General features: G+C 65.5%; 18 protein-coding genes. 8 read left to right on the forward strand and 10 right to left on the reverse strand.

The genetic code is table 11. The annotated features are described in order from the left end of the window. Positions 1-100 precede the first annotated feature (100 nt). A complete protein-coding gene (locus tag P1X14_RS07575) occupies positions 101-1,741 on the reverse strand; it encodes a M20/M25/M40 family metallo-hydrolase (RefSeq protein WP_277314725.1) in 1,641 nt (546 codons plus the stop codon). Between the two features lie 186 nt (positions 1,742-1,927). Between P1X14_RS07575 and P1X14_RS07580 the strand changes: the two genes are divergently transcribed. Together P1X14_RS07580 and P1X14_RS07585 are read left to right on the forward strand one after the other, a co-directional pair. Beyond that, positions 1,928-4,807: a pitrilysin family protein gene (locus P1X14_RS07580; RefSeq protein WP_277314726.1), complete on the forward strand. Its 2,880-nt coding sequence runs from the start codon at positions 1,928-1,930 to the stop codon at positions 4,805-4,807. A gap of 19 nt (positions 4,808-4,826) precedes the next feature. Next, positions 4,827-5,129, forward strand: a complete 303-nt coding sequence (locus P1X14_RS07585) for a hypothetical protein (protein WP_277314727.1) — start codon at positions 4,827-4,829, stop codon at positions 5,127-5,129. Positions 5,130-5,220: 91 nt separating this feature from the next. Here the strand turns inward: P1X14_RS07585 and P1X14_RS07590 are convergent, their stop codons facing one another. The 5 genes from P1X14_RS07590 to P1X14_RS07610 all read right to left on the reverse strand — a co-directional run bounded on the left by P1X14_RS07590 (position 5,221) and on the right by P1X14_RS07610 (position 8,669). Further along, positions 5,221-6,288 carry a 5-(carboxyamino)imidazole ribonucleotide synthase gene (locus P1X14_RS07590; protein ID WP_277314728.1) on the reverse strand — a complete coding sequence of 356 codons (1,068 nt, stop codon included), beginning with the start codon at positions 6,286-6,288 and terminating at the stop codon, positions 5,221-5,223. Positions 6,289-6,297: 9 nt separating this feature from the next. After that, entirely contained in the window at positions 6,298-6,780 is a 483-nt protein-coding gene (gene purE, locus P1X14_RS07595; RefSeq protein WP_277314729.1) for a 5-(carboxyamino)imidazole ribonucleotide mutase, read from the reverse strand. 53 nt (positions 6,781-6,833) lie between these two features. Beyond that, positions 6,834-7,520: a 2,3-diphosphoglycerate-dependent phosphoglycerate mutase gene (gene gpmA / locus P1X14_RS07600; protein ID WP_277314730.1), complete on the reverse strand. Its 687-nt coding sequence runs from the start codon at positions 7,518-7,520 to the stop codon at positions 6,834-6,836. Positions 7,521-7,592: 72 nt separating this feature from the next. Then, on the reverse strand, positions 7,593-8,051 hold the full coding sequence (locus tag P1X14_RS07605; protein WP_277314731.1) for a GNAT family N-acetyltransferase: 459 nt from the start codon (positions 8,049-8,051) through the stop codon (positions 7,593-7,595). Between the two features lie 159 nt (positions 8,052-8,210). Continuing rightward, positions 8,211-8,669 carry a GNAT family N-acetyltransferase gene (locus P1X14_RS07610; RefSeq protein WP_277314732.1) on the reverse strand — a complete coding sequence of 153 codons (459 nt, stop codon included), beginning with the start codon at positions 8,667-8,669 and terminating at the stop codon, positions 8,211-8,213. A gap of 124 nt (positions 8,670-8,793) precedes the next feature. Here P1X14_RS07610 and P1X14_RS07615 point away from each other — a divergent pair, with 124 nt between their 5' ends. Continuing rightward, positions 8,794-9,273, forward strand: a complete 480-nt coding sequence (locus P1X14_RS07615) for a TIR domain-containing protein (RefSeq protein WP_277314733.1) — start codon at positions 8,794-8,796, stop codon at positions 9,271-9,273. Beyond that, complete coding sequence (locus P1X14_RS07620) at positions 9,270-11,192, forward strand: leucine-rich repeat domain-containing protein (protein ID WP_277314734.1); 1,923 nt, start codon at positions 9,270-9,272, stop codon at positions 11,190-11,192. Before P1X14_RS07615 ends, P1X14_RS07620 begins: the two co-directional genes overlap by 4 nt. On the opposite strand, the gene P1X14_RS07625 is transcribed toward P1X14_RS07620, so the two are convergent. Together P1X14_RS07625 and P1X14_RS07630 are read right to left on the reverse strand one after the other, a co-directional pair. Beyond that, positions 11,189-12,307: a M14-type cytosolic carboxypeptidase gene (locus tag P1X14_RS07625; RefSeq protein ID WP_277314735.1), complete on the reverse strand. Its 1,119-nt coding sequence runs from the start codon at positions 12,305-12,307 to the stop codon at positions 11,189-11,191. The two genes, P1X14_RS07620 and P1X14_RS07625, sit on opposite strands and share 4 nt — an antisense overlap. Further along, a complete protein-coding gene (locus tag P1X14_RS07630; RefSeq protein WP_277314736.1) occupies positions 12,304-12,912 on the reverse strand; it encodes a DUF4136 domain-containing protein in 609 nt (202 codons plus the stop codon). Before P1X14_RS07630 ends, P1X14_RS07625 begins: the two co-directional genes overlap by 4 nt. A gap of 154 nt (positions 12,913-13,066) precedes the next feature. Here P1X14_RS07630 and ykgO point away from each other — a divergent pair, with 154 nt between their 5' ends. Both ykgO and P1X14_RS07640 read left to right on the forward strand, forming a co-directional pair. Beyond that, complete coding sequence (gene ykgO / locus P1X14_RS07635; protein WP_277314737.1) at positions 13,067-13,192, forward strand: type B 50S ribosomal protein L36; 126 nt, start codon at positions 13,067-13,069, stop codon at positions 13,190-13,192. A gap of 7 nt (positions 13,193-13,199) precedes the next feature. Further along, the gene (locus P1X14_RS07640) at positions 13,200-13,817 is read left to right on the forward strand and encodes an HAD family phosphatase (protein ID WP_277314738.1); all 618 of its coding nucleotides are present in this window, start codon (positions 13,200-13,202) and stop codon (positions 13,815-13,817) included. Between the two features lie 105 nt (positions 13,818-13,922). Here P1X14_RS07640 and pyk read toward each other — a convergent pair whose 3' ends face one another. Further along, a complete protein-coding gene (gene pyk, locus P1X14_RS07645; RefSeq protein ID WP_277314739.1) occupies positions 13,923-15,395 on the reverse strand; it encodes a pyruvate kinase in 1,473 nt (490 codons plus the stop codon). Positions 15,396-15,481: 86 nt separating this feature from the next. Between pyk and P1X14_RS07650 the strand changes: the two genes are divergently transcribed. Further along, positions 15,482-15,853 (forward strand): DUF1244 domain-containing protein, encoded by a 372-nt coding sequence (locus P1X14_RS07650; protein WP_277314740.1) that lies wholly within the window; start codon positions 15,482-15,484, stop codon positions 15,851-15,853. Here the strand turns inward: P1X14_RS07650 and P1X14_RS07655 are convergent. Further along, positions 15,850-16,203, reverse strand: coding sequence for a hypothetical protein (locus P1X14_RS07655; protein ID WP_277314741.1), 354 nt, complete (start codon positions 16,201-16,203; stop codon positions 15,850-15,852). The genes P1X14_RS07650 and P1X14_RS07655 overlap by 4 nt on opposite strands. A gap of 129 nt (positions 16,204-16,332) precedes the next feature. Between P1X14_RS07655 and P1X14_RS07660 the strand changes: the two genes are divergently transcribed. Continuing rightward, positions 16,333-17,664, forward strand: a complete 1,332-nt coding sequence (locus P1X14_RS07660) for an amidohydrolase family protein (RefSeq protein ID WP_277314742.1) — start codon at positions 16,333-16,335, stop codon at positions 17,662-17,664. The last annotated feature ends 32 nt before the right edge of the window (positions 17,665-17,696 follow it).

The raw sequence follows: 17,696 nt of genomic DNA on the forward strand, positions 1-17,696 counted from the left end.
ATGAGGGTCTGTAACGGGCCGTCCCGCACTTAGCCCTCACCCGTCGCCGGACCTGCGGTCCGTCTCTCCCTCTCCCCCGGAGGGGAGAGGGGTTTAGCGCTTACTTCTTCGCCGGAGCCGCTGCCGGCTTCGGCGCAGGCCGCGGTGCACGCGGCTGGCCAGGGGCGTACTGGTCGCCATATTTGTTGCCTTCGTACCAGCGCGGCGCTTCGGGTGCGTTGGCGATCTCGGCCGCGATCAGATAGTTGATCTTGGCGAACTTGGCCCCGGCCTCCCAGTTGAACGGCAGGTTCGTCTGGTCGGTGACCTTGTGGTAATCGGTCGCCAGGAACTTCTGGAAGGCTTCCTTGCCGCCATTGGCCCAGCCGGTGACCAGGAAAACCGACGGCACGCCCGCCTTGACGAAGCTGTAGTGATCCGAGCGGACGAACAGATTCTCCTCGGGCATCGGATCGGGCGACAGGGTCACGCCCATCCGCGCGCCCGCGCGCTCGACGATCGGGCCAAGCGTCGAATGCTCGGCGCCGAACGCCACCACATCGGTGAAGTCGTAGAGCAGGATCGGCATGTCGAGATTGACGTCGGCAACCACCTTGCCACTGCCCACCACCGGATATTTGGCGAGATATTCGGAGCCGAGCAGCCCGTCTTCCTCGGCGGTCAGCGCGACGAACAGGATCGAGCGCTTCGGCCGCTTGCCGCTCTCGGCAAAGGCACGCGCCACCTCGAGCATCGTCGCGACGCCCGCGGCATTGTCCATCGCGCCATTATAAGTCTTGTCCGGCCCGGGCAGGTTGGGGTCGACGCCGTCATGGTCGAGATGCGCCGACAGCACGACATATTCGGCCGACAGGCGCGGATCGGATCCGGGCAGGATGCCGATCACGTTCGGGCTGTTGACGATCTTCACCTTGCTGGTGCGCTCGGTGGTGACCTTGGGCGTCAGCGCGAAGCCCTTGGGCCGCTCGCCCGCAGTCACCGCGGCGAACACCTGCTCGGCGGTCTGCGGCGAACCCGCGAACAGCGCGGCAGCCACGGCGGGATTGGTATAGGCGCCGATCTTGATCCCCGGATCCTCGCCGCCCGGCGCGCCGTTCGGCCCCAGCCAGGTCATCTGCGAGCGCAGGAAATAGCCGCGCGCGCTGGCCCAGGACATGCGCTGGAGATTCTCGGGGCTGACCAGATAGATCACGCCCAGTGCGCCGCGCTTGCCGGCATTGGCGCCCTTGTCCTCGGCGCCGGCCGCTTCGGCGGCGGCACCGGTCAGGCCGCGCGGCGTGCCGAGCAGCACGGCGACGAACTTGTCCTTCACGTCGAGGCCCGCATAATCGTCGTTCAGGCCAAAGCCCGCGAACACGACATTGCCGGTCAGCACCTGCGCGGTGCTGCCATAGCGCGGCGAGGCGCCGATCAGCACATCCTCGCCATTGGCGAATTTCTTGCCGCCCACGGTGATCGATGCGGGCGCCGCCGGATCCAGCGAGAACTCGGCGAGCGGCACCTGCTGGTACCAGCCGCCATTGGTGCCGCCCGGCTTCAGCCCCAGCGCCTCGAAACGAGTCGCGACATAGCGTGCGGCGATATCGAAGCCGCGGGTGCCGGCGTTGCGGCCCTCGAGCAGATCGTCCGCCAGAAATTCGACATGCGCCTTCACTGCCGCTGCCGAGAAGGTCGGTTCTTCCGACTTCGGTGCGGTCTGGGCAAATGCCGGCGTGGCCAGCCCAAGCGAAAGTGCCGTCAAAAACAATGGGATGCGCATGAAAATCTTCCCCCGGAACCAGGATCGAACAGGCAGGCTAGTGCAAAAGGATTTGCACATAAAGATATGTCGCAAGTGATTTGTCCCGGCAACACGGTTTGGGTTGCAGCCGCCTCTCGCGGCGCTATGGTCGCGCCCATCCACCATCCGGTGAAAAGGACCCCCGTCTTGAAATCCTTCCTCCTGTTCGGCGCCGCCACCTGCGCGCTCGCCATCTCCGCTCCCGCCTTCGCGCAGAACGCTGCGGCCCCGGCCGCGCCTGCCCAGGCGGCGGCTCCTGCAGCGAAGCCGGCTCCGGTTTCCGAACTCGCCAAGTCGGTCGACATTCCGTACGAGGAATTCACGCTGTCGAACGGCCTTCGCGTGATCGTCCATACCGATCGCAAGGCCCCGATCGTCGCGGTTTCGACCTGGTACGATGTCGGCGCCAAGCATGAGCCCAAGGGCAAGACCGGCTTCGCCCATCTGTTCGAGCATTTGATGTTCAACGGTTCGGAAAACGCCCCCGGCGACTTCTTCGAGCCGCTGCGTCAGGTCGGCGCGACCGATTTCAACGGCACCACCAGCTTCGATCGCACCAACTATTTCGAGACGGTGCCGACCCCGGCGCTGGAGCGCGCGCTGTTCCTCGAGAGCGACCGCATGGGCTATCTGCTCGGCGCGATCGATCAGGCGGTGCTCGACGAGCAGCGCGGCGTCGTCCAGAACGAAAAGCGCCAGAACGACAACAACCCCTACGGTCTGGCCTTTTACCGCATCGTCGAGAATGTCTTCCCCGAAGGCCATCCCTATGCGCACCTGCCGATCGGTTCGATGGCCGATCTGGATGCGGCCAGCATCGATGACGTGAAGAACTGGTTCAAGTCGCACTATGGCCCGAACAACGCGGTGCTGGTGCTGGCAGGCGATATCGACGTCGCCACCGCGCGTCCGCTGGTCGAGAAATATTTCGGCGGCATTCCGCGCGGCCCCGAGACCCATCTGCCCAACGCGCCGGTCGTGCCGCTGGCGGCACCCAAGACCGAGACGATGAAGGATCGCGTCGCCACCACCCGCGTCTATCGCGTGTGGGCGGTGCCGGGCCTCAACGATCCCGATGCCGTGCCGCTCGACGTGTTCGCCAGCGTGCTCGGCGGGCTTTCCTCGTCGCGGCTCGACAATGCGCTGGTGCGCAAGGAGAAGCTGGCGGTGAATGTCAGCTCGGGCATCCAGTCGCTTTCGCAGGGCGGCATGTTCCTGGTCGTGCTCGATGTCCGCCCGGGCGTCGATCCGGCGGTGGCGGTCAAGCGCCTCGACGAGATCATGGCCGATCTGCTCAAGAACGGCCCGACCGCGGACGAAGTGACCCGCGTCGCCACCAACAACATCTCGGGCCGCATCGCGGGTCTGGAATCGGTCGGCGGCTTCGGCGGAAAGGCCGTGGCGCTGGCTTCGGGCGCGCTCTATTCGAACGATCCGGGCTTCTACAAGAAGCAGCTCAACCGTCTGGCGACCACTACCCCGGCGCAGGTCCGCGCTGCCGCCGGCCGCTGGCTGGGCAAGCCGTCCTATACGCTGACGGTCGAGCCGGGCGCGCGTGAAGGCGCCTATGCCGAAGCCGCGAAGCCCGCGGCCAAGCCGGCCGAGGCCGCAGCGCCCAAGACCGAAGTGTCGATGAACACCCGCGCGGAGAAGCTGCCCGACGTCGGCAATATCGGCGATCTCGACTTCCCGGACGTGCAGCGCGCGAAGCTGTCGAACGGCGTCGAGGTGATCTACGCCCAGCGCAAGGCAGCGCCGATCACCCAGGTGGTGATCAGCTTCGACGCGGGCGTCGTCGCCGATCCGGACGGCAAGCTGGGCCTGCAGTCGCTGGCGCTGTCGGTGATGGACGAAGGCACGACGCACCTCGATTCGATCCAGATCGCGGAAGCCAAGGAGCGCCTCGGCGCGCGCATCGGCACCGGCAATTCGGCCGACCGCACCTATGTGACGCTGTTCACCCCCAGCCCGAACCTTGGCGGCTCGCTCGATCTGCTCGGCGATGTGGTGAAGAACCCGGCTTTCGCTCCGGCCGAGGTCGAGCGCGTGCGCGGCCAGGTGCTGGCGGGCATTCAGCAGGAGCTGACCAGCCCGCAGGGTCTGGCCCAGCGCACCACGCCCAAGGTGCTGTACGGCAACTCGCCCTATGCCAAGCTGGCAGCGGGCAGCGGCGATCCCGAAGCGATCAAGACGCTGACGCGCGAGGATCTGGTCGGCTTCCATCAGGCATGGATCCGTCCGGAAAAGGCCAAGATCTTCGTCGTCTCGGATCGTCCGCTGGCCGAAGTCACCGCGGCGCTCGAAGCGCGCTTCGGCAAGTGGCAGGGCACCGGCACGGCGGGCGTGAAGGCGCTCGACGTGGCACCGACCCAGTCGTCGCCGAAGATCGTCCTGGTCGATCGTCCGCAGTCGCCGCAGTCGCTGATCATCGGGGCGCAGCTCACTCCGCTGGTAAGCACCGCCGATCTGCTCGACGTGCTGACCGCCAACGAAGTGCTCGGCTCGGGCTTCCTGTCGCGCATCAACATGAACCTGCGCGAGAACAAGCACTGGTCGTACGGCGTGCGCGGCGGCTTCAGCCGTTATGAAGGCACGGTGCCGTACATCATCAGCGCGCCGGTCCAGGCCGACAAGACGGGTGCCTCGATCACCGAACTGCGCAACGACGTGCGCAACTTCCTGACGACGCAGGGCATCACTCCGGCCGAGTTCGAACGCACGATCAACGGCGAGACCCGCGAACTGCCCGGTACGTTCGAAACCTCGGGTTCGGTGCTGAGCGCCATGCAGTCGAACGACATGTTCAAGCGTCCGGACAATTATTACGACACCATCGCCGCGCGTTATCGTGCAATGAAGTCGCCGCAGCTCGACGCGGCGGCGCGTGCGGCGATCGATCCAGACAAGTTCGTGTGGATCGTGGTCGGCGATGCGTCAGTGGTGCGGCCGCAGCTCGAAGGGCTGGGCCTGCCGATCGAAGTCGTGCCGTCGCCGGCTCCGGCCGCGCCGGCACCTGCGAAGAAGTAAGAACCAAGGGAGAGACGAAATGGCCAATGTTGACGGAAGCTGGGACACGCTGGTTCGCTCGCCGATGGGCGATCAGAAGGCGACCCTGACCATCGCCAGCGCCGGTGACAGTTTCACCGGCACCTATTCGGGTGCGATGGGCAATGCCGAGATCAAGGAAGGCAAGGTCGATGGTGACAAGCTGACCTGGAAGCTCGACATCACCGTGCCGATGCCGATGACCCTCGACGCCGAAGCCACGGTGGACGGCGATGCGATCACCGGCACCGTCACCGCCGGTGCGTTCGGCGCCTTCCCGCTGACGGGAACGCGCGTGGGCTGAAGCCCAGACGCGACGTGAAACGAAGAGGCCCGCTTCCGATGAGGAGGCGGGCCTTTTTCGTTTCATTCCCCTGAGGAGAGGGCTGGGGTGCTTAGCGCTCCAGCCGGGTCACATGGCCCATCTTGCGGCCCGGGCGGATCTCGTGCTTGCCGTACAGGTGCAGATGCGCGCCCGGTTCGGCGAGATAATCGGCCCAACGGGTCGCATCGTCGCCGATCAGATTTTCCATCTCGACGCGCAGCGCGGTCGGCGCAGTGCTACCCAGCGGCAGGCCGCAGATCGCGCGGATATGGTTTTCGAACTGCGAGGTCTCGGCGCCCTCGATGGTCCAGTGGCCGCTGTTATGGACGCGCGGCGCCATCTCGTTGAACACCGGGCCGTCCGCGGTCGCGAAGAATTCCAGCGCGATCACTCCGACATAGTCGAGCGCCTCGGCCACCCGCCCGGCCAGTGCCGCGGCTTCGGTCCATTGCGATGCGATCTCGGCCGGGGCCGGGATGCTGGAGAGATGCAGGATGCCGCTGCGATGCTGGTTCCAGGGCGGCGGATAGCTGGTCGTGCTGCCGTCCGGCGCGCGGGCGAGGATAATCGAAAACTCATGGCTGAAGGTGACGAAGCCTTCGAGGATCGAAGGCTGACCCTTGACCGCTTCCCACGCCTCGGCAGCCTGAGCGGGATCGTCGATCCGCGCCTGACCCTTGCCGTCATAGCCGAGCGACACCGTCTTCAGGATCGCGGGCGTGCCGATAATCTCCAGCGCCGCAACCAGTTCGTCGAGGCTGTCGACGGTGGCGAAGGGTGCGGTTCGCCCGCCCAGATCGCGCACGAACGCCTTCTCGACATGACGCACCTGCGCCACTTCCAGCGCCTTCAGGCCCGGCCGCACCGGCACCTTGTCCGCGATTGCCGAAAGCGCCGCCAACGGCACATTCTCGAATTCATAGGTCACGACGTCGCAGGCGCGCGCAAAGGCGGCCAGTTCGTCCGCTTCGTGGAAGCCCGCGCGGGTGAAGGCCGAGCTGATATCGTTGGCCGGGCCGCTTTCGGGCGCGAACACATGGATGCGATAGCCGATCTGCGCGGCGGCCACGCCCAGCATCCGGCCGAGCTGGCCGCTGCCGAGGATGCCGATGGTCGCGCCGGGAGGGATCGTCGTCATCCGGTCAACTCACTCGGGATCGGTCGCCACGCCGTCGGTCTGCGCCGCGCGCCACGCCTGAAGCCGCTGCGATAGCGCCTCGTCGCTGGTGGCGAGGATCGCCGCGGCCAGCAGGCCCGCATTTGCCGCGCCCGCTTTGCCGATCGCCAGCGTGCCGACCGGAATGCCCGCGGGCATCTGGACGATCGAATAAAGGCTATCGAGGCCTTTCAGCGCCTTGGATTCGACCGGCACGCCCAGCACCGGCAGGTGCGTCATCGACGCCGCCATGCCCGGCAGATGCGCCGCGCCGCCCGCGCCCGCGATGATGACCTTCAGGCCGCGCTCTGCGGCACCCTGCGCATAATCGTACAGCCGCTGCGGGGTGCGATGCGCGGAAACGACCTTGGTCTCGTGCGCGATGCCCAGGTCCGACAGGCGCTCGGCGGCATGGCGCATCGTCTCCCAATCGGAGGTGCTGCCCATGATGATGCCGACAACCGGGTTGGTCATTCGTCCCGTCCCCTTGGAGGAAGCGCCGTCCCTAGAGGGAGGGCATCCTCAGATCAACGCTCGCTCAGATAATAGCGGTCGGTCGCGGCCAGATTGTCGTCCAGCTCGTAGACGATCGGCTGGCCGGTCGGGATCTCCAGCTCGGTGATCTCGTCGTCGGGAATGTGCGACAGATGCTTGACCAGCGCGCGCAGCGAATTGCCGTGCGCCGAGATCACCACGCGCTTGCCCGCCTTCAGGTCGGGCGCGATGGTCGATTCCCAATAGGGCTGAACGCGCGCGATCGTGTCCTTCAGGCTCTCGGTATTGGGGATTGCGATCCCGGCATAGCGGCGGTCGGCGGCCAGATCGAACTCGCCGCCCGGCTCCAGCACCGGCGGCGGCGTATCGAAAGCACGGCGCCAGATCTTGACCTGCGCATCGCCGTGCAGCGCCGCGGTCTCGGCCTTGTCCAGTCCGGTCAGCCCGCCATAATGCCGCTCGTTCAGCGCCCAGTCCTTGGTGACCGGCAGCCACAGCCGCCCCATTTCCTCCAGCGCCAGGTTGAGCGTCTTGATCGCCCGGGTCTGCAGGCTGGTATAGCATTGGTCGAAGTCGAAGCCCTTTTCCGCGAGCAGGCGCCCGGCGGCCTTGGCTTCCTCGATGCCCTTGTCCGTCAGGTTCACGTCCCACCAGCCGGTGAAGCGATTCTCGAGATTCCATTCGGACTGGCCGTGGCGGATCAGGACGAGCGTGGGCATGCGGGTCTCCTTTTCGCGGCCCTCTTAGCCGTGCGGAGGGAGAGCGCAACCGGAGCGGAACTATCGGGCGTGTTACAGCGGCTTGGTCATGAAACGACTGAGCGGGTGCGCGACATAGTCGCCGAACGGATCGCACCAGGTGAAGCCGAGCTGGCGATAGAGCGCCTGGGCCGGTTCGAACTCGGGCGTTGCGCCGGTTTCCAGACTCAGCCGGCGATAACCGCGCTGCCGCGCCACGCCGAGCATATGCGCCATCAGCGCCGCGCCCGCGCCGCGGCGCAGCTGATCGGGCGCGGTGCGCATCGACTTGATCTCGCCATGAGTGGAATCGAGCTCGCGGATCGCGCTGCAGCCGAGCAGGGCGCCATCGCGCCATGCGCTCCAGAAACTGATATCGGGCCGCTTCAGCCCCGACAGATCCAGCACATGCGCGCCGCCCGGCGTCGGCTTGGCACGGACCTCCTCCAGATGGACGCGCAGCAGGTCGATCACTTGCGGATCGTCCAGGCCCCCGTCACGGATTTCGGTCACGAGGCGCTGGCTCGCGCGCAGGCATGCGGAAGCGTCTGGAAGATCATTATGCGTGCTGCCCCCCGGCAATCGATGCGCAATCGTAACGTGAGTGAATCGAATTTGTCACGCAGGGGTCGCAGATAAATGCTGCGGCGCGGTAAATGCAGGAATTCGCAGCTAGAGTGCGAGCGTCATGAACCGGCTGAACGGATCGTCGGCGGGATAGTCGGCGAACGCACCGCACGGCTCGAACCCGCGCCCGGCATAGAGGCGCAGGGCAGGCTCGAACGCCGGGGTCGATCCGGTTTCGAGGCTCAGCCGCTTATAACCACGCGCCTGCGCGGTGGCGACGATATGATCCAGCATCGCCGCGCCCACGCCCTTGCCCAGATGCGCCTCCGCGGTCCGCATCGACTTGATCTCACCATGCCCGGAATCGATCTGCTTAAGCGCGCCCATGCCGAGCAGTTCCTCACCGTTCCACACGGTCCAGAAGCTGATGTCCGGCGTTTCAAGGCCCGACAAATCGAGGAAGTGACAACTCTCGGCAGGCGAACTGGCGAGCATCCCTGCCGCATGCACTTCGAGCAGCTCTATGGTGCGTGGGTCGCGGAGATGGCCTTCGCGGATCTGCATGGTTCCCCCGGTTGGTTGCCTCCCGTTTCTATCCGGGCGGGGGCATCAGGCAAGGGCGAACGGTTTTGCTTGAAGCCAAGCATTGCGCACCCGATATGAAGTAGAATTGCCAAGATGAGGCGGGATGCAGGGCTTCGTTTCCTATTCGCATGACGACCAGAAGGCTTGCGGCGAGCTTCGCAAGCATCTGCGCCCGCTTGGCGACGCTTTCGGCATCCAGTTTCACAGCGATCATGGCAACCGGATCGGTCAGGACTTCGACGCGAAGATCAGGAAGATGATCGCGGATGCGCAGCTTCACGTGATCCTTTTCAGCACCAACCTGCTCTGGTCCGACTATATCATGGAGACTGAGCTCCCGCTGATCCATGGCAAGAAGCGCGACAAGGGCGATCTGGTGCTCGGCATCGTGCTCGATCATTGCGCCTGGGAACTGGTTGCGGGGTCCTGGGTCGTGGCGCCGCTCGACGACGATCTCCGGCTGCGCCCGATCAAGGGATGGAGGGACCGCAACCTTGGCTTCAGCACGGCGCGTAAGCAGCTTCAGAAATCGATCGAGGACCATTTCGGCGTGCAACCGAAGCTGATCGGAGGTGCGGCATGAACGCCTATGAGCGGCTGACCGACGCAATCGGCAAGCTGCCGGGCCGGGTCACGAAGATGCGCGTGGCCTTGCGGCGGATCAACGACGCGCCCGATTTCGAGCGGCTGCTCGACACGATCGACGAGTTTGCGCGCATCCATGGCAGCGACCCCGATCCCGGACTGGCGACCGAGTTCGCGACATTACGCAGCGATCTGGGTCAGTACCGGATCGATCCCGACGCGTTCGAGGACGAGAATGTCCGCGAACGCTGGGAGGCGCTGGATGGCGCGCGAGGCAATCTGTACCTCGCGATCGACGCGGTGCTGGCGGCGGCGCGCGACCTGAACATGCTGCCGGAAAAGGTGGCGCTGACCCTGCAGGACTCCGAACTGGTCGACCGGCGCCAGGTCGGGCTGCACGCAATCAATGCGCGGCTTAAGGCCATCGAGGACATGCTGCGCGAGCGCATCGTCCCCGAAGGCCAGCCCGGTGAGGGTCGGGCGATCGCCCAGCTGATCCAGGTGAACAACTATGTGAACGTGATGCGGCGCAATCTGACCCTGTTCGGCGTGACGCTGTCGTCCGGCGACCGGATCGACCTCTCCGCACTGGAGCGCGTGGTGGTGCGGATGGGGCGGATGACCCGCGATTTCCATGCGACGGTTACGAGCGCGGTGAGCCGGGCGACGACGGCGTTGCGCAAGGGTGCCGGCATGATGCGGCGGCCGGTTGGGAAGCTGGTGCGTGGCGTGGGGACGATTGCGCAGGCGACACTGCGGGCCGAGGGGCGAGCCGTTGCGCAAACGCCGCCCGCGGATTTCGACATCGATGTTGCGCGAGAGATGGTCCTGCGCGGCGAGGCTCCGCCGGAGCATTGGTGGCCTTGGATTGTGAGTTTGGATTTTCGGTTCAGCATCCTATCCGACTTGCGGCCGCTGACGCGCCTAACTGCCCTGGAAGATCTCAACTTGTCGCACTCTAGGGTAAGCGATGCGTCAGTGCTGTCAGGCTTGGCCGCGCTGAAAAGCCTCAACTTGTCCTACACGGAGGTAAGCGACGCGTCGCCGCTGTCGGGCCTGACTGCGCTGGAGAGTCTCAATCTGTCCTCCACGCGGGTCAGCGACGCGTTGCCGCTGTCGGGCTTGACTGCGCTAGAGAGTCTCCATCTGTCCTACACGGAAGTAAGCGACGCGTCGCCGTTGTCGGGACTGAAGGCACTGAAAAGTCTCAACTTGTCGGACACCCGGGTAAGCGACGCGTCGCCGTTGTCGGGCCTGATTGCGCTGGAAAGTCTCAACCTGTCGGACACTTGGGTAAGCGACGCGTCGCCGCTGTCGGGTCTAACTGCGCTGGAGAGCGTTATCCTATCCGGAACCAAGGTAAGTGACGCATTACCGCTGTCGGAGCTAACTGCGTTAACAAATCTCGAATTGCGACGTACCGGAGTAAGTGATGCGTCGCCACTGTCGCATCTAACCTTGCTCGAAAGTCTCGACCTGGCGAATACCGAAGTAAAAGATGTGTCGCCTTTGTCAGGTTTGAATGAGCTGCGGCATCTCTATCTGTCGCGCACCGGCATAAGCGATGTGTCGCCGTTGGCGGGTCTTATAACGCTACAGTCACTATATCTTATGAATACAGCGTTGAGTGATATCTCGCCTCTTGGGTCACTCATATCATTGGAACATATCGATCTTGATGGAACCGGTGTGGACGACCTGTCTACTCTGGCTGGGCACAGCATGCTCAAACGGATCGATATTGTCGCCACCCCTGTGACAGACCTCTCACCAATCGGGGGTCTCGAATCGCTCGAAGAAATCAATGTCGAATCTGAAGAACGCGTCGCGGAGCTGGCGGTGACCTTTCCTCGTCCGGGTGTCGTCCGGCGCGGTATTTGGCTCAAACCGCAGGAGGAGGACCCCGACGCCTCCTAAATCTCGTCGATCATCCCCGCCAGCGTATCCAGGCACGCCGCCGCGAGCACCTTGCACCGCGCCGGGCTCCACGCGAACTCCGGATCCGCGTTGGGGTCATGGTCCTTGAACGGCATTTCCAAGGTCATCGACACCGCGCCGAAGCGTTCGGCGAGCTGGTTGGTCGACATCGAGAGGTTGGCGGTGCCGGGGGCGGATTTCTCGTAACCCTGCTCGATCTGGAATTCGGGCGTCGCGGCGGCCAGGCGGCGGCCATATTCATAGAATTTCTCGCCGAATGCGTCGGTCCAGCTGGGAATGCCTTCATAGCCGGCAAGGAAGTTGGCCGGGATCGCCTCGTCGCCATGGATGTCCATCGCGAAGGCCACGCCGGTCTCGTCCATCGCATTGCGCACGGCCAGCACTTCGGGGCTGCGCGTTGGCGTGGGCGAATGCCATTCGCGGTTGAGGTTCACGCCGGCCGCATTGGTGCGCAGATGGCCGCGGCGCGATCCGTCCGGGTTCATGTTGGGCACCACGTGCAGCGTCGTCTTTTCGCGCAACAGCTTCGCGGTGGCGTCATCCGGATCGGTCAGCTTCTCCAGCGCGCCCTCGGCCCACCATTCCGCCATCGATTCGCCGGGATGCTGGCGGGCATAGATCCACACCTGCTTCTCGCCGCTGCCCATGGTCAGGCAATCGAGCGGCTGGCCGTCGAGCGTCGTGCCCAGCTGGCGATGCGTCACGCCTGGCTTCAGCGCGATGCGACTGACCAGATCGTGGTGCCGCTCCATCGAATAGGGGGCAAAATAGGCGAACCAGACGAGATCGGTGTCGATCGCCTTGGTGAAGCTCAGCACGCCATCGGCATAAGCCGAATCGGTGACGCGCCACGCCTCGCGGTCCGCGCTCCAACGCGCCTTGTAGCCCGGCCAGCCGAACGCATAGGCCGCCCCGCCCGCATTCAGGATGCGGAAGGTGAGGGTCCGTCCCTTCGCGCCCGAAACGCGGAAGTGGAACCACTGATAGAAATCGGACAGGTGATCGGCGACGATCTCGAGGTCGACGCGATCGCCTTCGATGGCGACGAGGCGGATATTGCCGCTGTCGAAGCCGGCATTGATCTGGATGGTCATTTGACCGTGATAGTGATGCCGGACTCGCCGGGGAAGCCCTTGAACAAAGCCCGGGCCAGACGATCCGCCGTCGCGCGGGGCTGGGTGGCGGGGCTGTTGCCCGCGGTTTCGGTGACGGCGCGGCCTTCCCACACGACGCTCATGTCGCTGCGCCGCTTGAGCTGAACGCGCAGTTCGGTCGCGATCACTTCGTCGGAGCGGCCCTTGCCGACCGGCACGCTCACGCCGCCGCCCAGGCCCACGCCGCCGCGACGCCCGCCGCTATAGCCGCCTGCGCCGAACCCGATCGAAACGGGCGATTCGCGGCGGACATGGCCGCGTGAGGTGCGGGTGTAGGAAAAGGCCGCGACATAGGCCGAAGGCGAGCCCGCGACCGGCGCGAAGCCCAGCCGGGTCAGTTCGGCGCCGATCGCATCGGCATAGACCTTGTCCTCCGGGCTGGCGCCGGCAAAGCCGGTCAGCGGCTCGACCATGATGCTGTCGGCCGCGACCGGATTGCCCAGATGGTATCGCGTGACATCCACCGGGCCGACGCTCGGCCCTGTCATGCAGCCGCTCAGCATCGTCGCCGCGCCCAGCATTGCGATTCCCGTACCCTTCAGCATATCCGCCTCCTTCTGGCCTCCCGGCTGAAACAAGAGTCAGGCCGAGTCGGTTCCGTAACGGATTTACATGGCGCCGCGCCTTGACTTGGCGTGCCTTGGCATCTAGGCGAGCGCCTCTTTTCCGAACATCCAGATATCGAGAAGCGAATCGGTCATGAAGATCGTGAATTCATTGAAGTCGCTCAAGGACCGGCATCGCGAGAACCGCGTGATCCGTCGCCGCGGACGCATCTACGTGATCAACAAGGTCAATCGCCGGTTCAAGGCCCGCCAGGGCTGAATTCCGCGTGAGCACGCCGCATGCCGTCATCTTCGATGTCGGCAACGTGCTCTACCGCTGGGAACCGCGACGACTCTACGAGCGCCTGATCGGAGACGATCTGGCGCTCGACGCGTTTCTGGACAATGTCGTCACGAAAGACTGGCATTTTCAGCATGATGCCGGGCGCCCCTTCGCCGAATGCGCGGCCGAGCTGAGCGCGCAGTATCCGCAACATGCCGATCTGATCGCGCTGTGGGGGCCGGAGTTCAACCAGACACTGCCCGGAATGGTCGAGGGCATGCAGGCGATCGTCGAGCAACTCGATGCGCGCGGCGTACCTTTGTTCGGCATCACCAATTTCTCGGGCGAGTTCTGGCCGCCCTTCAGGGCGCGCGAATCGGCGATCTTCGACCGGTTCCGCGACATCGTCGTCTCGGGCGACGAGAAGCTCGTGAAGCCCGATCCGGCGATCTATGCGCTGGCGCTGAAGCGATTCGGGCTGGAGGCGGGGCAGGCGGTGTTCGTCGACGACGTGCTGGCGAATGTCGAGTCAGCGCGCGCGATGGGTATCCACACGGTGCATTTCACCGATGCGGGGAGCCTGCGGGCTGAGCTGGAGCGGCTGGGGCTGCTCCAGGCCTGATCGCAGTAACCGTGCTCCGGCGAAGGCCGGAGCGGTGGCCGGATCGGCTTCGGCTGCCAAGGCTCCGGCCTTCGCCGGAGCACGGTGCAGCTTGGGCGGCAAAGCTCAACCCGCCGAATCGCTGCCCTTATAGGTCTTCAACTCGTCGCCGAGCAGGCGGACCACGTGCAGCACATTCGTGGATCCCGGCGTCCCGAACGGCACGCCGGCGCATACGATCACCCGGTCGCCTGCCGCCGCGATATGGTGGCGCAGCGCCATGCGCTTGGCCTTGGCGACCATCTCCTCGAACGAGCCGACGTCGCGGGTATGCACCGCATGCACGCCCCAGAGCAGGCCGAGCCGTCGCGCGGTCTCGATCTTGGGGGTCAGCACCATGATCGGCACGTTGGGCCGCTCGCGGGCGATCCGCCGCGCCGTTGAACCCGATGTGGTGAAGCACAGGATCGCCGCGGCGCTGACGGTGTGGGCGATGTTCTTTGCCGCTTCGGCCAGTGCATCGGCGGTGGTCGGATCGGGCCGGGTAACCGTGAAGTGGACGCGGTCGCCATGGGTGGGGTCGCGCTCCACCGCATCGGCGATCGAGTTCATCATCGCCACCGATTCGACCGGCCAGTCGCCCGCGGCGCTTTCGGCCGAGAGCATGATCGCATCGGCGCCGTCATAGACCGCCGTCGCCACGTCGGAGACTTCGGCGCGGGTCGGCGAGGGCGAGGTGATCATCGACTCGAGCATCTGCGTCGCGACGATCACCGGGCGGCCGAGGCGGCGTGCGCTTTCGACGATGCGCTTCTGCAGCGGCGGCACGCTCTGCGGCGGCAGCTCGACGCCCAGATCGCCGCGCGCCACCATCACGCCGTCGCACTGCTCGAGCAGCTCGTCGAGCCGGGCGATGGCCGAGGGCTTCTCGATCTTGGCGAGCAATGCCGCCTTGCCGCCGATCAGGCGGCGCGCTTCCATCAGATCCTCGGGCCGCTGGACGAAGCTGAGTGCGATCCAATCCACGCCCTGCTCGACCGCGAAGGCCAGGTCGCTGCGATCCTTCTCGGTCAGCGCGGCCATCGGCAGCACCATGTCGGGCACGTTCAGGCCCTTGGAATTGGACAGCGGTCCGCCGACCTCGACGATGGTCGTCATCCGGTCGGGCGCATGGCTGATCACGCGCAGCACCAGCTTGCCGTCGTCGAGCAGCAGGCGGGCGCCCACTTCGGCAGCTTCGAAGATCTCGCGATGCGGCAGCTCGACACGGGTCGCGTCGCCCGGAGTGGGATCGCGGTCGAGAATGAATTCATGGCCGGTGACCAGCGTCACCTTGCCCTCGGCAAACTTGCCGACGCGCAGCTTCGGCCCCTGGAGATCGGCCAGGATCGTGGTCGGCCGGCCCAGTTTCTTCTCGAGGCTGCGAATCGCCTGGATCACCGGCACCTTCGACGCCTGATCGCCATGGCTCATGTTCACGCGGAACGCGTCGGCGCCCGCATCGAACAGTCGCTCGATCATTTCGGGCGAATTGCTGGCCGGACCCAGGGTCGCGAGCACGCGGACCTTTCGCGAGCGCGGGCTGATCGCCTTTGTCATCGTTGTCGCATCCTCAAAAACACCGCTCAGCTTGTGCGTGTCCGCCTCTAGCCACATATGAAAATGGATCAACCGCGGAGGCGAAGATGACCACCCTCGAAACGCTCGACGATGCAACCGCCGCGGCGGCCTTCCGCCGGCTGGTGCGCCATCTGCGCCATCGCACCGATGCCGAGAATATCGAGCTGATGGGTCTGGCCGGCTTCTGCCGCAACTGCCTGTCGGACTGGATCGCGGAAGCCGATCCGGCGCTGGGCAAGGACGAGGCGCGCGAGATCGTCTATGGCATGCCCTATGCGCAGTGGAAGGCGTCGTATCAGGGCGAAGCGACGCCTGAGCAGATCGCGCGGATGAACGAAAGCGTTGCGAAGAACCATCGCGAGGCATTGCTCGACGATGCGCTGGACGACAGCTTCCCGGCCAGCGATCCGCCCTCGATGACCGATCCGGGGCGCTAGAGCTGCTCGATCGCCGCTTCGATCGCGCCGTCATTGTTCCAATAGGCGATCCGTGCGTCGTTCGCGAACAGATAGAGCCGGCCTGCGCGCGCGGCGGTGAGCTCGGCGCCATGGCCGATGCGGTGATACTCGCCGCCATCCTTGCCGACCGACGCCACCAGTTCGAACCATTTCGCCGGACGGCAGCGCCGCATGAAGCGGAACGGCGCCATGTGCCAGCGCTCATAGCCGCCCGCATTTGTCTTCTCGAACCAGTCGTCCCATTTGCCGCTGGCGGTGATCCGCAACCGGTCGCCCGGCGCCACGTCGATCCCGGTGTCGTTCCACAGTTCGCGTGCGATGACCTGCATACCCGTTCCCCTTCGCGGAGGGATGATGCGCGGGCCGCACAGGATTGCACGCGCTTTCGATGCGGATTCGGCGCCATCGTTGCGCGGCCCGGCCATGGGTCCTAGGCTGGCGGCAAAAGGGGAAAGAGGATGATCCGCAACCTGATCGCTGCGTTCGCGCTGCTCTTCGCTGCGCCCGTGCTGGCCCAGACCGCGCCGCCCGCGAAGACGACTTATATCCATGCCGGCACGCTGCTCGATCAGCCGGGCAAGCCGCCGCGCGGCAATTCGACGATCATCGTCCGCGACGGCAAGATCGTCGCCGTGCGCGATGGCTTCGTGCCGCCCGAGGATGGCGCGACGGTTGTCGATCTGCGGACCTCGTTCGTGCTGCCCGGCCTGATCGACATGCACGTCCATCTCTTCATGGAAGGCGATCCGGTGAAGGCGCGGATGGAAGCGCTGACCCGTACCGGCAGCGACGAGATGATCATCGGGCAGGAAAATGCCCGGCTCGATCTGGAAGCCGGCTTCACCACGGTGCGCGATCTGGGCAGCGATCCCGAGCCGGTTCGTGCGCTGCGTGATGCGATCGATCGCGGCGCGGTGGCCGGGCCGACCATCGTCAATGCCGGGCGGATGATCTCGGTCTCGGGCGGGCATGGCGACGGCACCAACGGGCTTGCCGAGCCCTGGGCGGAGACCGTGGCCGAGCATCAGATCAATACCTGCAACGGCGCCGACGATTGTCGCCGCGCGGTGCGCCAGCAGATCGGCGGCGGCGCGCTGGTGATCAAGTTCGCGGCGACCGGCGGCGTGCTGTCGAATGTCGCGGGCGGCCTGGGCAAGCAGATGACCGACGACGAGATGAAGGCGATCGTCGAGACCGCGCACAGCTTCGGCCGCCGCGTGGCTGTCCATGCCCATGCCGATGAGGGGATCCGCGCCGCTGTCCTCGCGGGCGCCGACACGATCGATCACGGTACCTTCCTGAGCGACGAGACCATTGCGCTGATGAAGCAGCGCGGCACCTGGCTGGTACCGACCATGCTGGCGCCTGCCACTGCCCTTGCCAATGCCCGCGCAGGCAAGCTGCCCCCGGCGACGGTGCCCAAGGCCGAATCGGCGGCTGCGGCGGCCATCGACAGCCACCGCCGGGCGATCCGCGCGGGCGTACGCATCGCCTTCGGCACCGATACCGGCGTGTCGCGCCACGGCATCAACGCGCAGGAGTTCAAGCTGATGGTCGATGCGGGGATGACGCCGATGGGCGCGATCCGTGCCGCGACCATCGACGCTGCCGACGCGCTGGGCCGGAAGGACCAGATCGGATCGATCGAGCCGGGAAAATGGGCCGACATCATCGCGGTGACCGGCGATCCGCTGACCGACGTGACCCGGCTGGAGCGTGTCGATTTCGTGATGCGCCGCGGGGTTGTCCACAAGCTGGGCGGACATCGGCAGGTGTTTCCGGTGGAGTGAGGTTGAGCCGTCCGGGCCAATCGCCTAGACGG

This window comes from Sphingomonas sp. AOB5 (genome assembly GCF_029433115.1).
Taxonomy (GTDB): domain Bacteria; phylum Pseudomonadota; class Alphaproteobacteria; order Sphingomonadales; family Sphingomonadaceae; genus Sphingomonas.